Raw genomic sequence first — 23,684 nt, 5'->3', positions numbered from 1 at the left:
GGGCGCGACAGGTAAGGGCCATGAGCACTGACGGATCGGTACGGATCGCGCTGTCCGACGAGGTCGCGGGGGCGCTGGCCCGGCGCGCCCCCGTGGTGGCCCTGGAGTCGACGATCATCGCGCACGGCCTGCCCCGCCCCCGCAACCTCCAGGTGGCCCGCGAACTGGAGGAGATCGTACGGGCGGCCGGGGCCGTGCCCGCCACGGTCGCCGTGCTCGACGGGGTGGCCCGGGTGGGGCTGACGAAGGACCAGGTCGAGCGGGTGGCACAGGACACGGACTTGCGCAAGCTGGGCTTCCGCGATCTGGCCCCGGCCCTCGCCGCCAAGGCGAGCGGCGCCACCACCGTGTCGGGCACGGCCTTCCTCGCGGCCCGGGCGGGCCTGCGGGTGTTCGGTACGGGCGGCCTGGGCGGGGTGCACCGCGGCTGGGTGGACGTGCAGGACGAGTCGGCGGACCTGGCGCTGCTGGCCCGTACCCGGATCACGGTGGTGTGCGCCGGGGTCAAGTCGATCCTGGACGTGCCCGCGACCTTGCAGCGCCTGGAGACACTCGGCGTGGGCGTCCTCGGCTACGGCACCGACCGCTTCCCCGGGTTCTACCTCACCGACTCCGGCGAACCCGTGGACTGGACGGTCGGCTCCCCCGGCGAGGTGGCCGAGGTGATGGCCGCCCAGGACGAGCTCGGCGGCCACGACTCCGCACTGATCGTCGCCAATCCGGTCCCGCCCGCGGACCAGCTCGACCCCGCCCTCCACGACCAAGTTCTGGCCGAGGCCCTGGCCGCCGCGGACAGGCAGGGCGTCACCGGACAGGCGGTCACCCCCTTCCTCCTGGCCTACCTCACCACCCACACGGCCGGTGCCTCCCTGGAGGCCAACCTCGCCGCCGTCCGCGGCAACGTCCGCCTCGCGGCCGAGATCGCGGTCTCGTGGTCGGAACGGCCGGAACGGCGGGAGCGGTCTCAGCAGCCGGAACGGCCGGAGCGGTCTCAGCGGCCGGGACGATGACCGGGCCGTCCCCGTACCGGCCGCGGCACGGCACACCGGCCGCCGCCCTCCTGGTGATCGGGGACGTCGTCACGGACGTGGTCGCGCTCCACCGGTCGCCGCTCGCCGCGCACACCGACACGGCGGCACGGATCGCGCTGCGCCCCGGCGGCGCCGGCGGGAACGTCGCCTGCTGGGCGGCCCGCCGGGGGGCGCGGGTGCGGCTGCTGGCCCGGGTCGGCGCCGACTGGGCCGCCTGGCACGAGGAGGCGCTGCGGGCGGCGCGGGTCGAGCCGGCGCTGCGCGTGGACGCCGAGGCCGCCACGGCGGTCGTCATCGCCCTGGTGGACGCGGCGGCCGAACGCACCCTGGTGACCGACAGCGGCGCCGCCGTCCGGCTCGGTCCGGACGACTGGGACGAGGCGCTGCTGGACGGTACGGGCCACGTCCACCTGTCCGGTTACCTGTTCTTCTCCGCGCCCGGCCGGGAACTCGCCGCTGTGGTCGCGAAGGCGGCCCGGGCGCGGGGCCTCGCGCTGAGCGTCGATCCCGCCTCCGCCGGGTTCCTGCGGGAGCTGGGCACCGCCCGCTTCCTGGACGCCGTGTCGGGGACCGATCTGCTGCTGCCCAACGCGGCGGAGGCGTGCCTGCTGGCCGGGCGGGCGGAACCGGCGGACGCGGCCGAGGAGTTGAGCGTGCACTGCGGGGCGACGGTGGTGGTCACCCTGGGCGCGGACGGAGCCCTGGTCGCGGCCGGGGGCCGGGTGACCGCCCGCGTACCGGGGCTGCCGCGACGCGCGGTGGACAGCACGGGCGCCGGCGACGCCTTCACCGGCGCCCTGCTGGCGGCCCGGCTGACGGGCGCCGACCTGCCCGCCGCTGTGGCGGCGGGGTGCGCGGCGGGCGCGGAGGCGGTGACCGTGGTGGGTGGCCGCCCGGCCGCGGGAGGGCGGTGGGACGCAGACGGGCGGTGAGGCGGACGGCCGGCGCCCGTCAGATCTCGTCCCAGGGGGCGGACTCGTACAGTTCGCCGATCCTGGCGAGGAGTTTCGCGCCCGTGGGTACGGTCATGCCGTCGATCGTGGCGACCGGCGCGATTCCGCGGGAGTTGGCCAGGAAGGCCCCCTCGTAGGAGGGGACGTCGGTGAGGCGGACCGGGCGGCAGCTCTGGGGGATGCCGGCGGCCTCCAGTTCGCGTTCGAGGACGCGCATGGTGGTGCCGTGCAGTTGGGGCGCGTCGGGCCAGACGACGCCGTCGCCGGTCAGGAAGCCGATGTTGGTGGTGGCGCCTTCCGCGATCTGGCCGCCGGGGCCGACCAGCAGCGCCTCGCCGTAGCCCTGGGCCGCGACCCGGCGGCCCCAGTACGCCTGTCCGAAGCCGCCGACGTGCTTGAGGTGGGCGACCGGGCGCTGGTAGGGCACGGACTTCACCCGCTGCGGGCCGGCCGGCATGTGCGCGGGCGGGCGGACGGAAACCATGACGGCGACGTGTTCTCCGGGGCCGTCGACCGGCTGGAAGGCGTTGACGCGGACGCTCGCGTCGGTGCGGCCCGCGGTGGCGAGCGCGTGCCGGATCCGGTCGCGGACGAGGTCGCCGTCCAGTCCCGAGCCGAACAGCTCCCGTCCTGCGCCGTCCAGCCGTTCCAAGTGGAAGCCGAGGCCGCGCACCTTGCCGCCGCGCACCTGCATCGCCGTGAAGTGGCCGTACCCGGCGAGGGCGGGCGACAGGCTCTCGACGGTCGCCGGGGCGCCGTCGATCTCGATCAGCGGTGAGTCCGTCATACGCCCCACCTTAAGTCACCTGTCCCGTGGGCCACTTGGGCAGCGGCGGATGAGGTGCGGGGGCGGGCTCGCGGGCAGCGGGGGAGGCCGTACGCGGGGCGATCGGCCACGGGCGGGCCACGCCGAGCCCGGCATGCCGGCGCCGGTAGGTTGAGCGGGTGTCCACTCCCGTGATCCTCCTGCTCTCCGGCAGCCTGCGGGCCGGCTCCTCCAACGAGTCCGTCCTGCGCACCGCCCAGGCCGTGGCGCCGCCGCGCCTGCGCACCGTCAAGTACGGCGGCCTGGCCGCCCTGCCGCACTTCAACCCCGACGACGACACCGATCCGCTGCCGCCCTCCGTCGCCGAGTTGCGCGCCGCGATCGCCGCGGCGGACGCGCTGCTGGTGTGCACGCCGGAGTACGCGGGCACACTGCCCGGCTCGTTCAAGAACCTGCTGGACTGGACGGTCGGCGGCAGCGAGATCTCCGACAAGCCGACGGGCTGGATCAACGCGGCGGCTCCCGGCCGCGGCGGTGGCGCGGAGGCCACCTTGCGCATGGTGCTGGGCTACACCGGCGCCCGCGTCGTGGAGGAGGCGTGCGTCCGCGTGCCCGTGGGGCGCGAGGCGACCGGCGCGGACGGCCTGATCACCGATCCGGCGGCGCGGCAGCGGATCGCCGAGGTGCTCGGCGTGCTGGCGGCGGCCTCGGAGCGGACCGCCGAGAGCGGATGAGGCCGGGGGCGGGGGCCGGACGGAGCCCGGTGAAGGGGGTAGACCACGGGAACAGCGGCTACTCCCGGTGCTCATCGCCGCACCCCGTGTACGCCCCGGCCCCGGAGCCGATCGACACCGCCGGACAGGAAGCCGCTGTGACGACGGTCACACACGTGATGTCCGGCGGACCGGCGGTGACACACGAAACGGTGCCGGCCGCGAATGGGCCGACACCGTTCGGAAAAGTGTCCGTCTGAGTGTCCGAGGGGGGACTTGAACCCCCACGCCCCGAAGGGCACTAGCACCTCAAGCTAGCGCGTCTGCCATTCCGCCACCCGGACCGGGTCATGCCACCGCGACCTGCGCGGCCGTGGTGACGGGACCAACGATACCAAGGATTGGCGGTGCTCCTCACCCGCGATTGCCGCTGGCGACCGCGCAGGTCAGGGGGGTGCCGGTGGGGACGGCCGCCCGGATCAGGCGCGCGGGCGGGCGGCGATGGCGCGGTGGTGGCGGACCACCTCGTCGATGATGAAGTTCAGGAACTTCTCGGCGAAGGCCGGGTCCAGCTTGGCCTCGGCGGCCAGCCGCCGCAGACGGGCGATCTGGTCGGCCTCGCGGGCGGGATCGGCGGGCGGCAGGTTGTGGGCGGCCTTCAGCTCCCCGACCTGCTGCGTGCACTTGAAGCGCTCGGCGAGCAGGTGCACGAGGGCCGCGTCCAGGTTGTCGATGCTGCCGCGCAGGGCCCGCAGTCGCTCCAGCGCCTGCTCGTCGCCCACCAGGGTGTGTTCGGCGGTCGGCTGGTCGTTCATCTCGGAAGGCCATCCCCTGATCGATAGGTCCGTGGAGGGTGCTGCACCGCGAGCTCGCGTTCACCCTATGACACGCTGAACCGTGTGGGGTGGCCCTCCGCCGGGAAGCCGGGCCACAGGGACGACAGGGGACTGGTGAGGCATGGGACGGGTCACCGAGCGGCGCCGGGTACTGCGGATCAGGGAAGGTGCGGCCGGTCACCGGGCGGACACGCTGGTCGCCGAGGAACCGCTGGAGATCCGGCTGAACGGCCGCCCCCTGGCGGTCACCATGCGCACCCCCGGCCACGACTTCGACCTCGCCACCGGTTTCCTGGTCAGCGAGGGCGTGCTGGCGAAGGCCGACGAGGTGGCCTCGGTCGTCTACTGCGCGGGCGCGACCGCGGAGGGCGTGAACACGTACAACGTCGTGGACGTGACACTGGCGCCCGGTGTGCCGCTGCCCGACATCGCGCTGGAGCGCAACGTCTACACCTCGTCCTCGTGCGGGCTGTGCGGCAAGGCCAGTCTCGACGCGGTGCGCACCGCCGCCCGCCTGCCGATGCCGGCGGCGGACGAGCCGCGGCTGACCCCGCAGCTGCTGGCGGCGCTTCCCGAGCGGCTGCGGGCGGCGCAGGAGGTCTTCGAGCGGACCGGCGGGCTGCACGCGGCGGCGCTGTTCGACGCCGAGGGCGAGCTGCTCGACCTGCGCGAGGACGTGGGGCGGCACAACGCCGTCGACAAGCTGGTCGGGCGGGCGCTGCGGGAGGGGGGCCTGCCGCTGGCCGGCCGCATCCTGATGGTGTCGGGCCGGGCGTCGTTCGAGCTGGCCCAGAAGGCGGTGATGGCGGGCATCCCGGTGCTGGCCGCGGTCTCGGCGCCGTCCTCGCTCGCGGTGGACCTCGCGGCCGAGTCCGGGCTGACGCTGGTGGGATTCCTGCGGGGCAGCTCCATGAACGTCTACGCGGGCGAGGACCGCCTCGCGCTGACGCCGACGCCGGCGCACTGAGCCGGGCGGCCCGCCCCGCCCCGGCGGGCGCGGCCGGCGGCCGGGCGAGCCGCCGAGCGGGTGATGCCGGTGGGACGTGTGAGATGCCAGAGGGTGGAGCGACCGTGACCGGCCGGGGCAGATTTGGTGGAGATCCACCACCGCTCCCGGCGGGCCCGTACCGGCGCTGCGGCGCGCGTTCCCCTTGGCACACCAGGGAAGGCGGGACCGACCAGCACAGATGTCCGAAAACCCGCGCCGTTGCGGGCCCCTCCCGCTCCCCGAGGGGATCGGGTAGCTTACGGGCCCGCACAAAGCGGTCCTAGGAGAGCACCTGTTGCGTCAGTTCACCGTCCCTCCACTGGCCACTGCACCCCAGGCGGGCGGCTTGGCGGATGCCGTGTTCGGCAACGCCCGGCAGAGCCCGGACGCCGTGGTGCTCGGCCGCTCGGACGGGCAGGGCGGCTGGCACGACGTGACGGCCGCCCGGTTCCGCGACGAGGTGCTCGCGGTGGCCAAGGGACTGCTCGCCGAGGGCATACGCTTCGGCGACCGGGTCGCGATCATGTCCCGCACCCGTTACGAGTGGACGCTGTTCGACTTCGCGCTGTGGGCGATCGGCGCCCAGTCGGTGCCGGTCTACCCGACGTCCTCCTCCGAGCAGGTGCGCTGGATGCTGCACGACTCGGGCGCGGTCGCGGCGATCGTGGAGCACGAGGACCACGCCATGACGATCGGCGCGGCCGTCGACGAGCTGCCGCTGCTGACCCGGCTGTGGCAACTGGACGCCGACTGCGTCGCCGAGCTGGCCGGGGCCGGCGAGCACGTCGCCGACGAGGTGGTCGAGCGCCACCGTCTCGCGGTCACCCCGGACGCGATCGCCACCATCATCTACACCTCGGGCACCACCGGCCGGCCCAAGGGCTGCGTGCTCACCCACGCCAACTTCATGGCCGAGTGCGACAACGTGGTGGCCCGCTGGGAGCCGGTGTTCGCCAGCAAGCCGAACGAGGAGCCCTCCACCCTCCTCTTCCTGCCGCTGGCCCACGTCTTCGGCCGCATGGTCGAGGTGGCCGCCGTCCGCAGCGGGATCCGGCTCGGCCACCAGCCCAGCATGGCCGCCGCCGACCTCATCCCGGACTTCGCGGCCTTCCGGCCCACCTTCGTGCTGGCCGTCCCGTACGTCTTCGAGAAGGTCTTCCAGGCCGCCCGCCGCAAGGCCGAACTGAGCGGGCGGCTGGGCCCCTTCGACAAGGCGGTCGAGGTCGCGGTGCGCTACGCGGAGGCCATGGAGGACAAGGCGTTCGGCACCGGCCCCGGGCCGAGCGCGACCCTGCGGATGCAGCACCAGATGTACGACAAGCTGGTCTACAGCAAGGTCCGGGCGGCCCTGGGCGGCCGGGTCCGGCACGGCATCTCCGGCGGCTCGGCGATGGAGCGCCGCCTCGGGCTGTTCTTCTGCGGCGCCGGCGTCACCATCTACGAGGGTTACGGGCTGACCGAGACGACCGCGGCGGCCACCGCCAACCCGCCGGAACAGACCAGGTTCGGCACGGTGGGGCTGCCGGTGCCCGGCACCACCGTGGCGGTGGCCGAGGACGGCGAGATCTGGCTGAAGGGCGGCCAGGTCTTCCAGGGCTACCTCAACAACGAGAAGGCGACCGCCGAGGTGCTCCGCGAGGGCTGGCTGGCCACCGGCGACCTGGGCTCGCTCGACGAGGACGGCTACCTGACGATCACCGGACGCAAGAAGGAGATCCTGGTGACCAGCGGCGGCAAGAGCGTCTCGCCGGTGCCGTTGGAGGACCGGGTGCGCCTGCACCCGCTGGTCGGGCAGTGCGTGTGCGTGGGCAACAACCGCCCCTACGTGGCGGCCCTGGTCACGCTGGACCTGGAGGCCGTCTCGCACTGGCTGACGATGCGCGAGAAGCCCCCGATGGCACCGGCCGAGTTGGTGCACGACCCCGACCTGGAGCAGGAGATCCGGCGGGCGGTGGTGGCGGCCAACACCCTGGTCTCGCAGGCCGAGTCGATCCGCACCTTCCGCATCCTGGCCACCCAGTTCTCCGAGGAGCGCGGCACCCTGACCCCCTCGATGAAGCTGAAGCGGCGGGCGATCGAGAACGCCTACGCGCGGGAGATAGAGGCGCTGTACAGGACGTGACGGCCGGCGCTCCCGGTCGCGGTCGCCGTCCTGCCAGGCGCTCCCGGTCGCTGTCGCGGTCCTGGCAGGCGGTCCCGGTCGCGGTCGGCCGTCTCTTCGGGGCCGGTCCCCGGCCGGCCGTCCGGGCCCGCTCAGTCCGCCGCGTCGCGGCACAGGTCGGCCAGGTCGTGCTCCCGCGCGGCGCCCGGCCGGAAGGCGAAGACCGGCTCGCCGGTCCACCGGCCGCCGTCGAGCCGCACCGTGCGCACCGCGAGGGCGTGCCGGGTGCCTTCCCGGGCCACGAACAGCTCGTTGTAGCCGTTGCGCTCGTCGGTCTCGCGGCTGGCGAGCGCCGGGGCCCCGGCGATCCGCATCGTCCAGGGCCGGCCGGGCCCGAGGAAGCGCTCGGCGGCGGCGAAGGCCAGGTGGGTGTGGCCGTGCAGGACCAGCGAGGTGTCCGCCCCGGCCAGCGCCCGCTTGGCCACCCCGGCGTTGACCACGCCGGAGTACGGGGCGACCTCCACGGCCGGCACGGGGGACAGCGGGTGGTGCAGAGCGGCCACCGTCACGTAGCCCTCCTGCGCGGCGAGCCGGTCCAGGACGCCGCTGTCGACGACGCCCGGGTCGAGCCGCTCGAAGTCGTGGACGATCCGCGCGACCGCTTCCTCATCGGCGTCACGGCCCGCGGCCAGGTACGCCTCCCGTACCGCGCCGAGCCGCTCGCGGTCCGTGTCCTTGGCCACCTCACCGCCGGACTCGGCGGTGCCCAGCAGCGCGAACCGCAGCCCGGCCCGTGGATAGGCGACGTACAGGGTGCGCCGGGCGGGGTCGGCCTCCTGGAGGTCGGGGTGCGGGTAGTCGGCGAAGGCCTCGGCGAACCAGCGGTGCCTGGCCTGCGGCGAGGGGTCGAGCGCGAGGTCCCAGGACACGTCGTGGTTGCCGCCGACCAGCAGGACGCGGGGCTCGTCCCGCAGGTCGCGGTGCGGGGCGAGTAGCCCGGCCACTTCGGCGAGCCAGGCCCGGGCGGCCCGTCCGCAGTCGTCCTGCGGCCGGTTGACCACGTCGCCGGTGACCACCACCAGGTGCGGGGCGCGGCCCTGCGCCGCGAGCCGGCGCAGGTGGTCGAGGTAGCTGTCCATGGGGGTGCCGGCGCCCGCCAAGGCGGCGAGTCTGCGGCCGGCCTGCGAGCCGTCCTTCGCGTCCACGGTGTCGCGCAGGCTGCCGCCGTGGTGCAGGTCGGAGATGTGGTGCACGCGCAGCACCTCGGGCAGGTGCCGGGCCAGCACCGGGTCCTCGGCCAGGTGCCCGGCCGGCATCCGGTCCTCGGCCCGGCGCCCGGCCGCCGCCCTCTCGCCGGCGCCGCCCTCCGCGTGCGTGACGTCCGCGACGGGCAGGCCCGCCGCCCGCCATCGCGCGGCCCGCAGCGCGGCGCGGTGGCCGGGGCCGAGTCCGTCGTGGAACCACTGCCGCACGTACTCGTGCCGGTCCTCGGCCTCCTCCACGGCCGCCGCGGTCAGCGCCTCAAGGTCGCCGCGCAGCCCGGGGTGCTCCTCGCCGGTCCCCAGGACGAGTTCGAGGAGGAAGGGGGTGTGCAGCCAGGCCGGCTCGGCCTCCCGCAGCCGGGCCACCAGGTGCGGCGCCCAGTCGGGGGCGCGGGCGGCCATCCGGGCGCACTCCTCCTCGTCGAGGACCGGCGGAACGATGACGTCCTTCCAGGCGTCGGCGCTCAGGTGCGGCAGCAGCAGGGCGTGTTCGGCCGGGGTGAGCAGGACCAGCGGCACCGCACCGGACTCCCGTACCCTGCGCAGGCCCGCCGCGAGGTCGGCGGGGGCCGGGCCGCCCGGGCCGAGAGCGGGCTCGTCCACCACCACCAGGGTGCCCGGCGGCAGGGGCGGAGGGGCGGTCTTGCTGCCGGTGAGCGTGCCGAGCCGGTGCCGTTTGACGTCGGCTCGGCTGCGCAGGTCGACGACGAGCGTGCCGCCCTCGGGCCGCGTGTGGGCCAGGCCGCGGGCCAGCCAGGTCTTGCCGGCTCGCCGCCCCATGACGACCAGCCAGGTCTCCCCGTTGGGGGCGCTCGCCTCGGCCGGCGGGCGGATCCAGGAGGGCACGGGCCAGGAGGGGCCGCCGTGGCCGAGCCTGATGTCGAGTTCCGGCCGGTAGGTGCGGTTGGGACGGAAGACGCTCATGCCGGTGACTCCCCGTCGTGCAAAGAGATGGCGTTTCTGGCGATCCAGGCCAGGAGCGGCCTGTCGTCGAGCCACTGCTCCCCCGGCCGCAGCAGCCCGACATCGCGCAGGTCCTGGCGCTGGGCGGGCGAGGCACCGGTCGGCATGGTGCCGGGCGCGGCCAGCAGCGCGGCGCGTCCGGCCGGGCCGATCTCCGCCCAGCGGGTCTCGAAGTGGTGCGCCCACTCGTCCAGCAGCCGCTGGTCCAGCAGGGCGTTCAGCGCTGAGGTGTCGGTCAGCGGGGACAGGTCGTCGCCCTGCACGGCCCGTACCACCGCGTCGCCCGCGACCTGCAGGTAGAACGGCCAGGTGCCGACGTACTCCACGATCCGCGCGGCGGTGGTGTCGCGGCCGAGGCTGACCCCGAGGTTGGCGGCGGTGCCGGACAGGAAGTCCAGGGCGGCGCCGGGGTCGAGCGGCCCGAGGACGCGCGCGTTGACGTCGTTGCCGAAGCTCGACCCGGGCGAGGTCAGGGCGTGCCGCACGACGGAGCGCCAGTCCTTCTCCGTGCCCGTGTAGACGAGCCAGGCGCCGGCCTGCCCGAGGTCGCGCAGCCAGGAGACGGCCGCCGCGTCGTAGCCGGCCAGCCGCCCCACCTCGTCCAGCAGGAACATCAGCCGTCCCGAGCCGGTGCCGGACTCCGCCTTGTCCAGCAGCGCCTCCGCCGGGGAGGCGGCGTCGCGCACCTCGCGGTCCAGGATCGCCGCCAGCGCGTCCGGGCTGTCGACCGCGGCGCTGGGCTGCGGCACGGTCAGCTGGTGCACCGCGCGGAAGCCGTCGGCGACCATCCGCCGGGACAGTTCCTCCAGCACCCACGTCTTGCCCGCCCGCCGCGGCCCGAGCAGCGCGGCGGAGGCGCCCGTGGCGTGCCGGTCGCGCAGCCACGCCAGCACGTCCTCCCGGCCCACCGGCCGCCCCTTGCCCGCGCCGACCAGGAAATGGTCGGCGGACCTCGGGGTGTCCTCGATACGGAACGGCCGCCGGGTCTCGGGCACGTCGGCGTCCCGCTCGCGCACCTCGGCGGCCAGCCGGTCCAGCGCGTCGGTCTGGCCGCGGGTGGTGGGCACGCCGTCGAGCAGCGCGATCTGGACCTCGGTGGCCGTGGACCCACGCAGCGCGCGGCCGGGGTTGAGGGCCTCGCCGCCCTGGGCGGGCGGGATGTCGAACAGCTCGAAAGCGAGGCGGACCGGGAACTCGATGAGGAGCTGGGGATTGTTCGCCAATGCGCCGCCGAGCAGGTCGTGCTGCCCTGCGGTGATCACGCACCGCACGCCGACCCTGCCGCCGTCGCGCATCAGCAGCGCCAGGTCCTCGGCGAACCGGCCGTCGCTCAGGGCGGCCGAGCACGCGTGGAACGACTCCCAGCCGTCCAGCAGCAGCACCAGGTACGGCAGCCGGCGCGGCGCGGGCACCGCCTGCCGCTGGGCGGCGATGTCCCGGAATCCCCCGGTGGCCAGCAGTTCCCGCCGGGTGTGCACAGCGGCGACCAGCCGGCCCAGCAGCCGCCCGAGCCGCTGCGGCTGCGCGGGCGTCACCACGGCGCCGCAGTGCGGCAGTTCGGCCAGCGCCTGCAGGGCTCCCCCGTCGCAGTCGACGCCGAACAGGTGGACGTCGGCGGTGCTGTGCCGGCGGGCGAGGGCCGCGGCCAGGGTGCGCAGGAACTGCGAGCGCCCGCTGCGGTGCCCGCCGGCCAGGATCAGCGGGGTGTCGAGCGAGAGGTCGTACGCGGCGGCCCTGTGCACGAGTTCGTCCGCGACCTCCTCCAGCCCGAAGGCCACCGGGGCGAGGTCGTGCCCGCCAGCGGCCGGCTCGGGCAGCTCCGACAGTGTCACCACCAGGGGCAGCGGCGGCGGCAGCGGCCCGGGCACCTCGGGCACCCGCAGCAGCCGGGCCGCCTCCCGTACCGCCTCGGTCAGCGCGGCGAGGTCGGTGTCGAGGTCCGGATCCGGGTCCGGGTCCGGGTCCGGCGGCAGGGGGACGCTGCGAGAGGGCCGCAGCGCCCCCGTGTCGTCCATGGCGCTGATCTCCACTCGGGGTACGGGGTCCGCGGTGCAGGTCACCCGGGCCGCCTGCACCTCCACCAGGTCCTCGGCCCCGGTGCGGACGAAGGCCCGGCCGGGGGCGGTCGGGCTGATGTACGCGGCGTCGGGAGCGTCGATGATGTCCTGGCTGTCCTCGGTGCCGGTGGTGCGCAGCGCGATCCGCAGATTGGTCGCCGCCCGCAGGTTCGGCGAGATCAGCCCGCTGGGCCGCTGAGTGGCCAGCACCAGGTGGATGCCCAGCGACCTGCCGCGCAGCGCGGTGGTCACCAGGCCGTCCACCAGTTCGGGGAACTCCCTCACCAGGGCGGCGAATTCGTCCACGACGAACACCAGGCGGGGCAGCGGCGGCAGGGCGGGGTCGTGGTCGCGCAGCGCCTGGTAGTCCTCCAGGTTCTTGGCCCGGTGGGCGTTGAGCGTGCTCTCCCGGGCGCGCAGCGCGGCACCGAGCCGGGTCAGCACGCGGTCGACCTGGCGGCTGTCGAGGTCGGCCAGCACGGCGGTGACGTGCGGCAGTCCGTCCAGCGCGCCGAAGGCCGCGCCGCCTTTGTAGTCGATGAGCACGAACTGCAGCTCGTCCGGCCGGTTGGCCTCCGCGAGCGAGGCCACCCAGGCCCGCAGGAACTCCGTCTTGCCCGCTCCGGTCGCCCCGCCGACCAGCGCGTGCGGCCCGTCCCGCCGCAGGTCCAGCGTGAACGGCCCGTCCTGCGCCACCCCCACAACGGCGGCGGTGGACCGCGGTGCGACCGCCCAGCGCGCGGCGACGGCCTCCGCGTCCGGCGGCTCCAGGCCCAGCAGCTCCCGCAGCCGCCTGGCCGGCAGTTGCGTCGGCCGCTCGGCGAGCGCCTCGACCCGCAGCGGCGCCAGCGCCCGCGCCACTTCCTCCAGCCACGGCCACGGCACGAGGTCCGGGAGGACCGGTACGCGCGCGCCGTCCGGGCCCGTCCAGGCCGCCTCCGCGCCGACGGTCACCCGCGCGGCGCACTCCGGAGGCAGGTGCTGGGCCTCGGACTCGACACAGAGCGAGTAGATCCCGGCGCGCGGCCCGTCCCGCAGCAACCGGTCCGCCCCCGGCAGCTCCCGCAGGGCCTGGGCACGGTCCAGGATCACGACGAGGGCGGGGTGCTGGGTCCTTCTCGTCCTTCTCGTCCGCAGGCGGACGTCGATCAGGTACAGCAACTCCCGCACCTGGGCCGCGGCGCGGGCCGTGCCGCAGTAGATCCGGGGCCGGTCCCGGCTGTCGATCGCGGCGGACGACCGCGGCAGCCAGCGCAGCCACCGCCAGCCGGGCGCACCCTCGTCGGCGGCCAGTACGCGTAACGCGACGTCCTCGGGGCTGTGCAGTACGGCGGCCTGCGCCACGTACCAGGCCGCCGTGCGCAGGGCCCGGTCCCACGGCCCGGCGATCCCGACCACTCCGAGGCTGGGGAGGTGCAGCCCGCCTGCCTCGGGCGCAGGGCCCACCCGTACGGGGCGGGGAGGGGACGACGACGGGGCGTCGAAGGGCCCGGGCGGGGGGAAGCGGCGGGGCGTGTCCGGGAGGCCGGCGGGTGGTTCCGCCGGTACGCCGGCCGTCCCTGCGCGGGGCTCCCGCGCCGGCCCGGGCGCCTCGTCCGGCGCAGAGGCGGCCCGGACGGCGCTCTCCCGCCCCGCGGACGAACGGGTCGGCGTAGGTGAGCCGGCGGTTCCGGTTCCGGATTCCGGCCGGTCGACGGGGGCGGGACCGGCCGACGTGCCGGTGCGGTCCGGCGCGGGCGGCCGGTCGGCGGACCGGCCGCCCGGGCTCAACTCCGCCGCGGGAAGACGCAGGCCCCAGCGCAGCAGCAGGAAGTCCGCGTCGTTCGGGCTGCGTTGCCACAGCCGGGACGTGCGGTTCACCGCGGCGGAACGGATCTCCGCCGCGTCGGGGAGTTCCCGGCGGGCGCGTACGGCGGCGTCGGGGACCGAGACGGGTCGGCGCCGGCCCGGCAGCCGGATCAGGCGCCGGCTGCCGACCGACCGTTCCTGGGGGCCGGGAAGCCCGGGGCGGCGCAGTGGCGCGGCCACCAGTTCGGTGCCGTCGGGCTCCGGCCGTTCCGGCCCGGGCACCAGATCCGCGACCGGACCGAACTCCAGGCAGCTCTCGCCGACCGTCAGGAGACTGCCCATGGGCCAGGGATACGCGGCCCAGCCGTGAATCGGCTCGCGCGCCCTGCTCCGGCCGGGGCGCAGGAGCCGCCCGTCCACCGCCATCGGCTCGTCCCCGACTCGGGCGACGTCCACTCCGCCGCCGCCGTTCAGGCGCAGCATCAGACCGTCGATGCTCCCGGTCAGCTCGGGCCCGATCCTGGCGGCGATGCCGTCCACGCCGACATGAATCGCTGGTCCACACAGCACGTGGACCTCCCGCCGCCGGCGCCGTCCGCGCGCGAACCGGAACCCCCACCCGGCCCTGTCACCCGCGACCACACGGACCTCGAGTTCCCCCGTACCCCCGTCTGGCGGCGGGTTCGCGCTCGGGCCCAGGTTCACCCGCGCCCCGTCCCGCAACGCGGAGCCGCCGAGGGACCGGTTCGAACGCAGCGCCCGCCCGTCCACGAACAACCGGGGATCGCGCCTGAGGGAAACCGCGGTGCCGGGAAGGGGCACCTGCAAGGGCGGAGGCTCCCCCCACTCCTGCGCGAACCGCCGGTAGACCTCCGCGAGGGGCGTCGAGTCGGGCGCCCGCAGTTCGATGTCGTGCTCCGTGCCGTCGTGCAGGACGACGGTGAGCAGCCGGCGGGTCACAGCCCCGCGACCCCGGCGGAGGTTCCCGGCAGGCGGTCGGGAGCGCCCGGACCGGGCAGCGGGCCCTGCTCGTTGAGCTGGCGGGTACGGGAGCGGAACTCCGCCTGCCAGTCGGCGGTCTCGCTGTCGATGTGGGTACGGACGGCGTCGACCAGGCGGGCGATCAGGGCGAGTTGGCGTTCGACCTCGGAAGGCTGCAGCCATTCGCCGGGACGAGCGGAGGCGCGGCCCGCCCGCAGGACGTCGGTGGCCCATTCCAGGCGGACCTTGTTCAGTTCGGCACGCAGCGCGTGGGCGACACCGATGTCCCGCATCCAGCTGGAGGACAGGCCGAAGAAATGGTCGAAGCCCTTGCAGCCGGCGGCCAGGGCGAGCAGGACGTACCCCCAGCCCTGGCCGGAGCCGCCGGCCGCGGCCGTGCCGAGCGGAACGGCGGTGCCGGCCACCGCGAAGGCGATGGCCAGGCCCTGCAGGAGGCGGGAGCCGGTGCGCTTGCGCTTCTTGTCCCGCAGGTACCAGGCGATGGCGTCCTCGGCGCTCTGCTCGGCCCAGGCCCGCAGGGCGGCGAGCGCCTCCCGCTGCTCGTCCGGGTCCTGGGAGCCGACCTCGGGGAAGGACCGCAACTCCAGGTCCCTGCCCTGGACTCGGCGCGGAGTGATCCGGGCCGGGCGCTCCCGGCGGACGCCCGAGGGGGCCGTCGCGGTCACGGCGGTGTCCGCCGCGGAGCCCTCGCCCGTACCGCCGCCCGCGCCCACGCTCTCGTCCGCGACCGTCATCGTGCTGCTCCCCCTTCGGCCGGAACGGCGCCCGCGGGCGCCGGATCCGTACGGAACTCCGACCCGAGAGGGTATCGGGTGCGGTCGCCGCGCGTACACGCGAAGGCCGCCCCGCGGTGGCGGACCGCGTATACGCACGGCGGGCGGCGTGGCGGGGTGGTACGGGGCGGAGGTGCGAGGAGTCGCCGGGGGCGCCGCGGCGCGCACTTCCCGGCGTAACCGGTGCGCAAGACGGGGGACGGACCGCCGTTCATCTGCGGGGCCTAGCATGTCCCACATGCTGGACTACGATGTCGAGGCGGCGCGTTACGACGCCACACGCGGGGGCGTGCCGCGCGCGCGGGCCGCGGCGCGCGCGATACTCGCGCTGGTGCCCGAGCGGGCGCGCACCCTGCTCGACGTGGGATGCGGGACCGGCCTGGTCACCGAGCGGCTGGTACGGCCGGGGCTGCGGGTGTTCGGGGTGGACGCGTCGGCCGGCATGCTGTCGGCGGCCGCGCGGCGCATGGGGCCGGTGGTCGCGCTCGGCGACTGCCGGGGGCTGCCCTTCGCCGACGAGTCGCTGGACGCGGTGAGCGCGGTGTGGCTGCTGCACCTGCTGCCGTACGCGCCCGCCGTCGTGGCCGAGTGCGCCCGGGTGCTGCGGCCCGGCGGCGTGTTCGTGGCGACGGTGGACAAGGACGCGGGCCACGACGTGGACAGTGACGTGGACGCGCTGCTCGCCCCCTACCGCGTGACGCGGGCGCACGACGCCGAGCCGCGGATCACGGCGGTGGCCTCGGAGCACGGGCTGCGGCGGGCCGGTGAGGCGCGGTTCACCGGGCACGGCCAGGGACGCTCGCCGGCCGGCACGGCCGCCGCCGTCTCCCGCGGCTACTTCGCCTCCGCGCTGGCGCTGGACGAGGCGGAGTCCGGCGCGCTCGTACGGCGCCTGGAGCGGCTGCCGGACCCCGACGTCCCGCGCGCCGACCCGGTGTACCGGCTGCTGGCGCTGCGCAAGGAGGGCTGACGGGCGGACTCGTGCGGGCCGGACCGACGGGCGGGCCGATGCGGGCCCGCCTGCCGGATCAGGCGCCGAACGCGGCCAGCATGGACGTGACGGACTCCTCGACTCCCTGGTGGGTGAGGCCGAGGCCGGCCAGGGCCCGGGCCGCGGGTTCCTGGTCGTCGCTGAGGACACCGAGCAGGATGTGTTCGGTGCCGATGTAGTTGTGGCCCAGGCGCAGGGCCTCGCGCAGGACGAGTTGCAGGCTCTTCTTGGCCGCGGGGCTCACCGGCATCTGGCCTTCGAGAGGCCGCTCCTCGGCGCCGGGGGTCGAGACGGCGGCACGCAGCGCCTCCGGGGTGATGCCGGCCTGCGTGAGGATGTCCGCCGCGATGCCGCCGGGGCGGAGCAGTCCGAGGACGAGGTGCTGGGGCTCGATCGCGCCGTGCAGCGCGGCGCGTGCCTCGTCCTGCGCGGCCTCCACCGCCACGCGCGCCCGCTGGGTGAAGCGTTCGAAGGTGGCGGCGCCGGAGAGGTCGATGTCCTCCGGTACGCGGGGCACGAACCGCTTCTGGGCGGCCTGTTTGGACACGCCCATGTGCTGCCCGATGTCGGTCCAGGAGGCGCCGGCCCGCCGGGCCTGGTCCACGAAGTGCCCGATGAGGTGGTCGGCGACGTCGCCGAGGTGGGCGGCCACCTCCACGGCGTGCTCCAGGTCGGCGAGCGGGTCGCCGCCGGGGTGCCGGCCCTTGACGAAGTCGATGAGGTCGTCGAGTCGTACGGGGTGCTCAGTCATGCGTCAACCATAAGTTGACGCATCCCCATCGTCAACCCCGCGTTGACGATGGGGAGGGCTCCGCCTCCCGGGCCCGGACCACGGGCACCGAGTCGAGCGCGAGCCATTCGCGGAACACCCCGTGCAGCGTCTCCGCGCCCGTCAACGGCCCCTCCGGCAGCGGGAGTCCGGTCGGCGCCAGCAGGAAGGGGAACGACTGCGGGCCACCGAGTCCGCCGTGCGAACCCGCCTGCTCCTCGAAGGCGAAGACCGCGCCCGTCGCCGGGTCCACGGCGGAGTTGACCATCACGTCCGCGATGTGCGGGAAGCCGTCGGCCCGCAGCACGGCCTCCGCGGCCCCCTGGCCGAAGACCGCCAGCGGGTCCGTTCCCCTGACCCGGCCGGTGGCCAGCTCGTGCTCTCCACCGGCGCCCAGGACCAGGGGGCCGCGCTCGGCGCTGCGGACCAGGACGAAGCCGATGCCGGGATGGCCGGTCAGAGCGGTCAGCAGTCCGGGGCTGCGGCGCTCGATGTCCTCCAGCGTGGCCCGGCCCTCGATATCGGGGAAGGTGACCAGGCCGAGGTTGCCCGAGGCCAGCACGACGGGCTCCGACGGCGGCCCCGCGCACGCGTGCTCCTCCGCGTCGCGGCCGGCCTCGGGACGCCGCAGCGCCGTGCGCGCCGCGCCCCGCGCCTCGGCGCCGCCCCGCCGGCGCACGGTCGGCACCTCGCCCTGCTCCAGTCCGCACCCGGCCCGCACCAGATCCCGCAGGTGGAGGCCGAACGCGCCTTCGAAGGTATCGCCCGGGCTCTGCCCGTGGTCGGACAGCAGCACGATCCGGTAGGGCCGGGGCGCGTACCGCGTCGCGTCGGCGATCAGCCGCACCGAGCGGTCCAGCCGGGACAGCACCTTGCGGGCGTCCTTGCTGCGGGGTCCCGAGTGGTGGGCGACCTCGTCGTAACCGACCAGGTCCGCGTACACCGCGGTGCGCCCGGCGAGCACGTCGCCGACGACCGCGGCGACCGCCACGTCCCGCTCGACCACGGTCGCGAAGGCCCGTACCAGCGGGTACAGCCCCAGGCGCTTGATCCGCGGCCGGTCCCCGCGCAGCCGGGCCGCGGTGGACTCCCGCAGTTCCCGGCACACCTCGGCGGCGAACGACCCGGCGGTGCGCACCGCGTGGGCCGGATCGGAGAAGTACGCGAAGTAGCCCGAGCGCGGCCGGCTGAAGGTCCCCGCGCGCCCGGCGACCGACATCACCAGCGCCGACTGCTCGGCGCCGCCGCTGAACAGGTTGCCGCGGCTGGCCCCGTCACCGGCCAGCAGACCGCGCGATCCGGTACGCGCCACCGCCCGCCGTTCCAACTCGGCCGCGCTGGAGGGGCGGTTGCACACCATGACCTGGCCGGTCTCCTTCTCGAACCAGCGGAAGGCGGGCACGTCGTGGTTGCTGCCGTGCAGGATGCCGAGCTGGCTGGCGCCGGTCTGGCTGCTCCAGTCGGTACGCCACGGGACGAGCCGGTGGGTGGGCGCGAGCCGTTCGGCGACGGTCGGCATGGCGGGCGGCGAGCCGGTCAGGGCGTCGCGCAGCACGTCGTGGCCGAGGCCGTCGAGTTGGAGGAAGACGGTGCCCGGCGTCGTCGGCGGTGGCGGGTCGCCGGCGTGCCGGCGGCGCCGGCCGGCCAGCCGGGCGAGCCGGCGGCCGTAGGCGTCGTCGTCGCGTACCGCGAGCGCGGTACTGGTGGCCGAGGACGTGAACGACATCACGGCGGCGATCACCACCGCGCTGCTCGGCGTCACGTCGCCGCGCCCGTCCGGCGTGAACTGCAGGGCGACCAGCAGCAGCGAGCCGTTGAGGAAGAACACCGAGGCGCCGAGCACCAGCGCCGGCACGAGCAGCACGGCCCGTACCAGCAGCGGCCACACCAGGGCGCTGAGGACGCCGAAGGCGCCCGCGCCCGCCGCGGCGGTGACCGCGATCTGGGTGGGGCTGTCGCCGTCGGGCGACTCGATGCGGAAGTCCGGCAGCAGCCACGCCAGGACGGCGAGCGTCGCCGACCCCACCGCCCACACGGCCAGCACCCGGCCGACGGCCCGCAGCATCGCCATGCCCGCGGCCCGTCTCCGACTCACTCCCGGCTGAGGCACCCCCATACCCTGCCATACCCGCGACCTGGCCTTCAGCGGCGGAGGGCATAGTCTCGGGGGCGTACGGAAGTCCGCGCGGGGCACACGCCGGGCGGAAGGACCTCAAGGCGGCCGAGCGGGCCGGTGGTTGGGCGGCAGCGGGCCGGTGGCCGGCTTGGTTGTCGGCCGGCAGGCGGCCGGCTCGGCTGTCGGTTCGGTTGTCGGCTTGGTTGTCGGCTTGGTTGTCGGCCGGCAGGCGGCCGGCTTGTTGTCGGCCGGTAGGCGGCGGAGGAGGGTGACGAACGCGGTGACCGTGGAGATCACGTGGTGGGGGCACGCCACCGTGACCGTGCGGGACTCGGGCGTGCGGGTGCTGACCGACCCGCTGTTCGCGCGCCGCCTGGCGCACCTGCGCAGGCGCCGGGGAGCGGTTCCGCCACCGCCGGCCGCCGAGGCCGACGTCGTCCTGGTGTCGCACCTGCACGCCGACCACCTGCACGTCGGTTCGCTGGCGCGGCTCGCGGCCGGCACCACGGTGCTGCTGCCGCGCGGCGCGCTCGCCGCGGTTCCCGGTCTGCGGCGGCTGCGGTACCGGCTGCGCCTGGTGGAGACCGGTGCCGGCGAGTCGGTCGACTTCGGCGCGGTGACGGTCAGGGCGGTGCCGGCGGCCCACGACGGGCGCCGGATGCCGTACGGGAAGCAGCGGGTGGCCGCGCTGGGCTACGTGATCGCCGGGCAGGCGCGCACCTACTTCGCCGGCGACACCGGGCTGTTCGACGGCATGGCCGAGGCGGTCGGGCCGTGCGACGTCGCTCTGCTGCCGGTCGGCGGATGGGGGCCGTTCCTCGGCCACGGGCACCTGGACGCGGGCCGCGCGGCCCGCGCGCTGGCCGAGCTCGCGCCACGCGCCGCCGTACCGGTGCACTACGGCACGTACTGGCCGATCGGCATGGACGCGGTCCGGCCGCACGAATTCCACTCCCCCGGCCACGACTTCGTCCGCCTGGCCGCCCGCACGGCCCCTCAGGTACGGGTGCACCGGCTGGAGCACGGGCAGAGCGTGCTGGTCGAGGACACCGGCGCGGGTAGGTACGCCCACGAGGACGCGGCGCGGGGCGGCGGCACGGAATCGGGCTCGGCGCCGGGCTCCGGATCCGGCAGGGGAACGGGCACGGGCTCCGGTGCGGGCACGGGCGGCGGGGCGGCCACGGCCCCGGGTTCCGGTACGGGAACGGCCGCGGGGGCGGGAACGGGCGGCGGGACCGGGCCGGGCCTGGGACGGGAGAGCGGCGGGTGATGAGTCTGCTCGCGTCGGCCGCCGCCCACCCGCCGCCGTCGCACGGCGCCGGAGCCCAGCAGGCGATCGGCTATCCGTCGCTGTTCCTGCTGGTGGTGCTCGGTTCGCTGCTCCCCGTGGTGCCGACCGGGGCGCTGGTGTCCGGCGCCGCCGTGGTCGCCTTCCACCAGACCGAGCCGGTGGCCCTCGCGGTGGTGTTCGCGGTGGCGTCGGTCGCGGCCTTCCTCGGCGACGCGGCGCTGTACTGGCTGGGGCTGCGCGGAGTGCGCTCCCGGAACGGCTCGCGCTGGCTGCACCGGCTGCAGAACCGGGTGGACGGGGAGACGCTGGCCAAGGCGGAGCGGCAACTCGACGAGCACGGGGCCGCGGTGCTCGTGCTCTCCCGCCTCATCCCGGCGGGACGGCTGCCCGTGATGGTGGCCTGCCTGCTCGGGGAGATGCCGCTGCGCCGGTTCGTCCGCGGTGACATCGTGGCCTGCCTCGCCTGGGCCGCGGCGTACCAGGTCATCGGGATCCTCGGCGGCTCGCTGTTCCCCGAGCCGTGGCAGGGCGTGGCGCTGGCCGTGGGCCTGACGTTCGCCATCGCGGCGTATCCCACCGTGCGCCGCCGCGTCGGCCGGGCGCCGCGGATGTCCGAGCGCGGCTCCGAGGGGGCGTAGCCACTCGCACGGCGGGGGTCACGGCCCCCGCCGCTTCGGGGGTCAGGGGGCGAGCACCCTCGACCCGCCGATCGGCAGGTCCCACAGCGCCTCGCGCGGCAGACCCGCCGCCTTCCACGCGGCGAGCAGCCTGGTCATCGGCTCCAGCGGCGCCTCGCGTGAGAGCAGGAACGTCGCCCAGTGCATCGGCGCCATCGCCCGCGCGCCCAGGTCGGCGAAGGCCCGCACCGCCTCTTCCGGGTCGGTGTGCACCGCGCCGAGCAGCCTGCGCGGCGCGTACGCCCCGATCGGCAGCAGGGCCAGGTCGATGCCGGGGTGGGCGCGGCCGATCTCCCGGAAGCAGGAGCCGTAACCGGTGTCGCCGGCGAAGTAGACGCGGCGCCCGGCGGCGTCCGACAGCACCCAGCCGCCCCACAGCGAGCGGCAGGCGTCGGCGAGGCTGCGCCGGCTCCAGTGGTGGGCCGGCACGAAGTCGAACCGCACGCCGGACAGCTCCGCGGCCTCCCACCAGTCGAGTTCGGTCACTTTGGAGAAGCCGCGGCGCCGGCACCACGCGCCCAGCCCGGCGGGCACCAGCAGTTCGGTGGCGCGCGGCAGCCGTTTCAGGGTGGGGGCGTCCAGGTGGTCGTAGTGGTTGTGGCTGATGACCACGGCGTCGACGGGCGGCAGGTCCGCCCAGGGCACGCCGACAGGGGTGACTCTGGGCGGGGTCGCGGGGATCCGCCGGGACCAGACGGGGTCGGTGAGCACGGTCAGGCCGCCGATCCTGACCACCCAACTGGCGTGACCGGCCCAGGTGACGCTGACGGTGGCCGGCCCGGCCGCCGGCACGGGCCCCGGCGCGAACGGCAGCGCCGCGACGTCCTTGAGCGAACGGGCGGGCGGCCGCACCACGCACTCCCGCACCACCCGTACCAGATCCCGCGTCCCGGGGCCGGGTCCGCCGAGCCGGTGCGCGAACGACTTGGGCCAGGCGCGCGACTCGCCCAGCGGACGCACGACGGCGACGACCCGCTCCTTCTGGTCGGTCATCGGCTCTCCCTCCGCACTCCCTTCGCACTCCCTTGGGCACTCCTTCGCCCGGCGGCGGCGCCGCGCGACCTGCCGCGCGACCTGAGCGCCGGGACCGGCCGGCCGGGACGGAGCCGGGCCGGAGCCGGGGCCTCGTGGCGCGGGCCTCGGGGCCCGCGAGCCCAGGGATACGGGCGCGGGCGCGGACGGCAGGCGCGCACCGCCCGCGTACCACCGCCGTTGGGCGCCGGCGGCCACCGGTGCGCGATGCTGCGACCGTACGTCAGGCCCCGCCGCCCCGCGATCGCGAGTCGGCCGGGTCGCCGACCGGTCCGGACGCCGACAGCTCGGCGAAAGCCGAGGTCAGGGCCGCCAGGGCAGCGGCGACGTGCGGCACGGCGGCGGGATCGGCGGCGGCCAGGACGGTACGCCGTTCGGCTTCCGTCGCCCCGTGCAGAGTCCCCGTGTCGACGCGGACCCGCGGCTCCAGGGGGTCGTCGCCGAACCGGTGCCCGCCCAGGACCGGCCTGCCCAGCAGCGCGGACAGGCGCTCCTCGGCCCCGGCCGCGTCCAGGTCGTGGCTGCTCAGCGTCGGATAGAGCTGGAAACCGGCCTTCGGGGGGCGGCACGAGGCCCCGGCCTCCGTGACCGCCCGGTACGCGGCGGCGCCCATGCGGGCGTGCAGCCGGTTCGCGGCGGCGGTGCGGTCGGTGACCTCGGGCGGCTCGCCCAGGACGTACGCGACGGCCGGCGCGACGGACGCGGACAGCACAGTGCGCTGCGCGGCGAGTACGGCGACCGCGCGCCGGCGCCAGGCGGTCCCGTGGTCGGTCGCGGGGAAGCGGGCGAGCGCGGCGGGCACGGTGACCGGCACCAGCGTGGCCCCGAGGTCGGTGATCACCACGGTGTGGTCGGGCAGCATCTCGGCGGGGCTGAGCAGCACCGTGTCGTGGTGGTGCAGGGTGTCGCTGTAGGTCTCGTCGGAGACGATCAGCAGCCCCGCCTCGGCGGCGGCCTCGCAGGTCTCGTGCAGCAGTTCGGGCGCGGTGACGGTGCCGCTGGGGTCGTCCGCGGCGGACAGCAGCAGCAGCCGGGGCGCACCGCCGCCCGCGCGGGCCCGCCGTACCGTCTCCAGCAGCGCGAAGGGGTCGGGCACGCCGCCGCCCTCGGCCGGGGTCGGCGCGGTGTAGGCGCGCCTGCCCAGCAGCCCGGCCAGGCCCGCCTGCCAGGCCGCCGCGGGGCGGCCGGTCACGAGGTCGCCGTCCACCGCCGCCAGCAGCGCGACCACCAGCGCCTCGGCCCCCGGGGCGGCCGCCAGATGCGGCGGGTCGGCGGGCAGGCCGCGCCGCTCCCAGTAACCCGCCGCCGCGGCCAGCAACCGCGGGCCGCCCCCGGGCGGCTCCGCGCCGCTGCCGCTGCCGCCGGTCATACGGGTCGCCCAGTAGTCCGGCACCGGCAGCCCGGGGTCCGGCCTCACGTCGTACGGCGGGTCGGGCCGCATCGCGCACCTCGCTTCCCTCGTCGCATTCCTCGTCGCGTCCCTCGTCGCGTCCCTCGTCGCGTCCCTCGTCGTCGAAGGGCCGGCCCTCTGACTCGGGGGGCTCGCCCCCGGTTCGTCGAGGGGCTCGCCCCGTC

16 protein-coding genes, 1 tRNA gene and 1 pseudogene are annotated in these 23,684 nt (G+C 75.8%); 8 read left to right on the top strand and 10 right to left on the bottom strand.

What is annotated here, in order from left to right; translation table 11 throughout:
- Window positions 1-20 precede the first annotated feature (20 nt).
- Together K7G61_RS08630 and K7G61_RS08625 are read left to right on the top strand one after the other, a co-directional pair.
- Window positions 21-1,010, top strand: coding sequence for a pseudouridine-5'-phosphate glycosidase (locus K7G61_RS08630; protein ID WP_225846086.1), 990 nt, complete (start codon window positions 21-23; stop codon window positions 1,008-1,010).
- On the top strand, window positions 1,007-1,963 hold the full coding sequence (locus K7G61_RS08625) for a carbohydrate kinase family protein (RefSeq protein ID WP_225846085.1): 957 nt from the start codon (window positions 1,007-1,009) through the stop codon (window positions 1,961-1,963). Before K7G61_RS08630 ends, K7G61_RS08625 begins: the two co-directional genes overlap by 4 nt.
- 19 nt (window positions 1,964-1,982) lie before the next feature.
- Here the strand turns inward: K7G61_RS08625 and K7G61_RS08620 are convergent, their stop codons facing one another.
- The gene (locus K7G61_RS08620) at window positions 1,983-2,771 is read right to left on the bottom strand and encodes an aminotransferase class IV family protein (RefSeq protein WP_225846084.1); all 789 of its coding nucleotides are present in this window, start codon (window positions 2,769-2,771) and stop codon (window positions 1,983-1,985) included.
- A gap of 158 nt (window positions 2,772-2,929) precedes the next feature.
- Here K7G61_RS08620 and K7G61_RS08615 point away from each other — a divergent pair, with 158 nt between their 5' ends.
- The gene (locus K7G61_RS08615) at window positions 2,930-3,484 is read left to right on the top strand and encodes an NAD(P)H-dependent oxidoreductase (RefSeq protein ID WP_225846083.1); all 555 of its coding nucleotides are present in this window, start codon (window positions 2,930-2,932) and stop codon (window positions 3,482-3,484) included.
- 240 nt (window positions 3,485-3,724) lie between these two features.
- Here the strand turns inward: K7G61_RS08615 and K7G61_RS08610 are convergent.
- Window positions 3,725-3,807: transfer RNA gene (locus K7G61_RS08610), tRNA-Leu, on the bottom strand.
- 135 nt (window positions 3,808-3,942) lie between these two features.
- The gene (locus K7G61_RS08605; RefSeq protein WP_225846082.1) at window positions 3,943-4,278 is read right to left on the bottom strand and encodes a chorismate mutase; all 336 of its coding nucleotides are present in this window, start codon (window positions 4,276-4,278) and stop codon (window positions 3,943-3,945) included.
- A gap of 142 nt (window positions 4,279-4,420) precedes the next feature.
- Here K7G61_RS08605 and fdhD point away from each other — a divergent pair, with 142 nt between their 5' ends.
- Window positions 4,421-5,266: a formate dehydrogenase accessory sulfurtransferase FdhD gene (fdhD, locus tag K7G61_RS08600; protein ID WP_225846081.1), complete on the top strand. Its 846-nt coding sequence runs from the start codon at window positions 4,421-4,423 to the stop codon at window positions 5,264-5,266.
- A 316-nt stretch (window positions 5,267-5,582) separates the two neighbouring features.
- Entirely contained in the window at window positions 5,583-7,409 is a 1,827-nt protein-coding gene (locus K7G61_RS08595) for a long-chain fatty acid--CoA ligase (RefSeq protein WP_225846080.1), read from the top strand.
- Window positions 7,410-7,540: 131 nt separating this feature from the next.
- Here the strand turns inward: K7G61_RS08595 and K7G61_RS08590 are convergent, their stop codons facing one another.
- From K7G61_RS08590 to K7G61_RS08580, 3 genes are read right to left on the bottom strand one after another with little or no spacing between them, the layout of a single operon-like run.
- Window positions 7,541-9,574 carry a metallophosphoesterase gene (locus tag K7G61_RS08590; RefSeq protein WP_225846079.1) on the bottom strand — a complete coding sequence of 678 codons (2,034 nt, stop codon included), beginning with the start codon at window positions 9,572-9,574 and terminating at the stop codon, window positions 7,541-7,543.
- Entirely contained in the window at window positions 9,571-14,418 is a 4,848-nt protein-coding gene (locus tag K7G61_RS08585; protein WP_225846078.1) for an FtsK/SpoIIIE domain-containing protein, read from the bottom strand. Before K7G61_RS08585 ends, K7G61_RS08590 begins: the two co-directional genes overlap by 4 nt.
- Window positions 14,415-15,194, bottom strand: a complete 780-nt coding sequence (locus K7G61_RS08580; protein WP_225846077.1) for an SLATT domain-containing protein — start codon at window positions 15,192-15,194, stop codon at window positions 14,415-14,417. The genes K7G61_RS08585 and K7G61_RS08580 overlap by 4 nt, the downstream gene beginning before the upstream one ends.
- 277 nt (window positions 15,195-15,471) lie before the next feature.
- Between K7G61_RS08580 and K7G61_RS08575 the strand changes: the two genes are divergently transcribed.
- On the top strand, window positions 15,472-16,203 hold the full coding sequence (locus K7G61_RS08575; protein ID WP_225846076.1) for a class I SAM-dependent methyltransferase: 732 nt from the start codon (window positions 15,472-15,474) through the stop codon (window positions 16,201-16,203).
- Window positions 16,204-16,261: 58 nt separating this feature from the next.
- On the opposite strand, the gene K7G61_RS08570 is transcribed toward K7G61_RS08575, so the two are convergent.
- Complete coding sequence (locus K7G61_RS08570) at window positions 16,262-16,975, bottom strand: Clp protease N-terminal domain-containing protein (protein WP_225846075.1); 714 nt, start codon at window positions 16,973-16,975, stop codon at window positions 16,262-16,264.
- A 31-nt stretch (window positions 16,976-17,006) separates the two neighbouring features.
- Entirely contained in the window at window positions 17,007-19,058 is a 2,052-nt protein-coding gene (locus K7G61_RS08565; RefSeq protein WP_225846115.1) for a phage holin family protein, read from the bottom strand.
- Between the two features lie 331 nt (window positions 19,059-19,389).
- On the opposite strand from K7G61_RS08565, the pseudogene K7G61_RS08560 reads away from it, so the two are divergent.
- A pseudogene (locus K7G61_RS08560) lies at window positions 19,390-20,154 on the top strand (MBL fold metallo-hydrolase); the annotation flags it as partial.
- 224 nt (window positions 20,155-20,378) lie between these two features.
- Window positions 20,379-21,038 carry a DedA family protein gene (locus K7G61_RS08555; RefSeq protein WP_225846074.1) on the top strand — a complete coding sequence of 220 codons (660 nt, stop codon included), beginning with the start codon at window positions 20,379-20,381 and terminating at the stop codon, window positions 21,036-21,038.
- 42 nt (window positions 21,039-21,080) lie between these two features.
- Here K7G61_RS08555 and K7G61_RS08550 read toward each other — a convergent pair whose 3' ends face one another.
- Together K7G61_RS08550 and K7G61_RS08545 are read right to left on the bottom strand one after the other, a co-directional pair.
- Window positions 21,081-22,070 (bottom strand): MBL fold metallo-hydrolase, encoded by a 990-nt coding sequence (locus K7G61_RS08550; RefSeq protein ID WP_225846073.1) that lies wholly within the window; start codon window positions 22,068-22,070, stop codon window positions 21,081-21,083.
- 262 nt (window positions 22,071-22,332) lie between these two features.
- Window positions 22,333-23,550, bottom strand: coding sequence for an aminotransferase class I/II-fold pyridoxal phosphate-dependent enzyme (locus K7G61_RS08545; RefSeq protein ID WP_225846072.1), 1,218 nt, complete (start codon window positions 23,548-23,550; stop codon window positions 22,333-22,335).
- Between the last annotated feature and the right edge of the window lie 134 nt (window positions 23,551-23,684).

Origin of the sequence: Streptomyces sp. HPF1205, from assembly GCF_020400825.1 — a bacterium.
In the GTDB taxonomy this organism is placed as follows: Bacteria; Actinomycetota; Actinomycetes; order Streptomycetales; family Streptomycetaceae; genus Actinacidiphila.
Note: the sequence above shows the minus strand (reverse complement) of the source record. Positions and strands in the feature narration are given on the sequence as shown.

Excerpts from the sequence above, each read along its gene's own strand:
- K7G61_RS08575 (WP_225846076.1), top strand. The coding sequence starts at position 15,472 with ATGCTGGACTACGATGTCGAGGCGGCGCGTTACGACGCCACACGCGGG.
- K7G61_RS08565 (WP_225846115.1), bottom strand. The coding sequence starts at position 19,058 with ATGCTGCGGGCCGTCGGCCGGGTGCTGGCCGTGTGGGCGGTGGGGTCG.
- K7G61_RS08630 (WP_225846086.1), top strand. The coding sequence starts at position 21 with ATGAGCACTGACGGATCGGTACGGATCGCGCTGTCCGACGAGGTCGCG.
- K7G61_RS08580 (WP_225846077.1), bottom strand. The coding sequence starts at position 15,194 with ATGACGGTCGCGGACGAGAGCGTGGGCGCGGGCGGCGGTACGGGCGAG.
- fdhD (WP_225846081.1), top strand. The coding sequence starts at position 4,421 with ATGGGACGGGTCACCGAGCGGCGCCGGGTACTGCGGATCAGGGAAGGT.
- K7G61_RS08605 (WP_225846082.1), bottom strand. The coding sequence starts at position 4,278 with ATGAACGACCAGCCGACCGCCGAACACACCCTGGTGGGCGACGAGCAG.
- K7G61_RS08555 (WP_225846074.1), top strand. The coding sequence starts at position 20,379 with ATGAGTCTGCTCGCGTCGGCCGCCGCCCACCCGCCGCCGTCGCACGGC.
- K7G61_RS08545 (WP_225846072.1), bottom strand. The coding sequence starts at position 23,550 with ATGCGGCCCGACCCGCCGTACGACGTGAGGCCGGACCCCGGGCTGCCG.
- K7G61_RS08570 (WP_225846075.1), bottom strand. The coding sequence starts at position 16,975 with ATGACTGAGCACCCCGTACGACTCGACGACCTCATCGACTTCGTCAAG.
- K7G61_RS08620 (WP_225846084.1), bottom strand. The coding sequence starts at position 2,771 with ATGACGGACTCACCGCTGATCGAGATCGACGGCGCCCCGGCGACCGTC.
- K7G61_RS08590 (WP_225846079.1), bottom strand. The coding sequence starts at position 9,574 with ATGAGCGTCTTCCGTCCCAACCGCACCTACCGGCCGGAACTCGACATC.
- K7G61_RS08625 (WP_225846085.1), top strand. The coding sequence starts at position 1,007 with ATGACCGGGCCGTCCCCGTACCGGCCGCGGCACGGCACACCGGCCGCC.
- K7G61_RS08550 (WP_225846073.1), bottom strand. The coding sequence starts at position 22,070 with ATGACCGACCAGAAGGAGCGGGTCGTCGCCGTCGTGCGTCCGCTGGGC.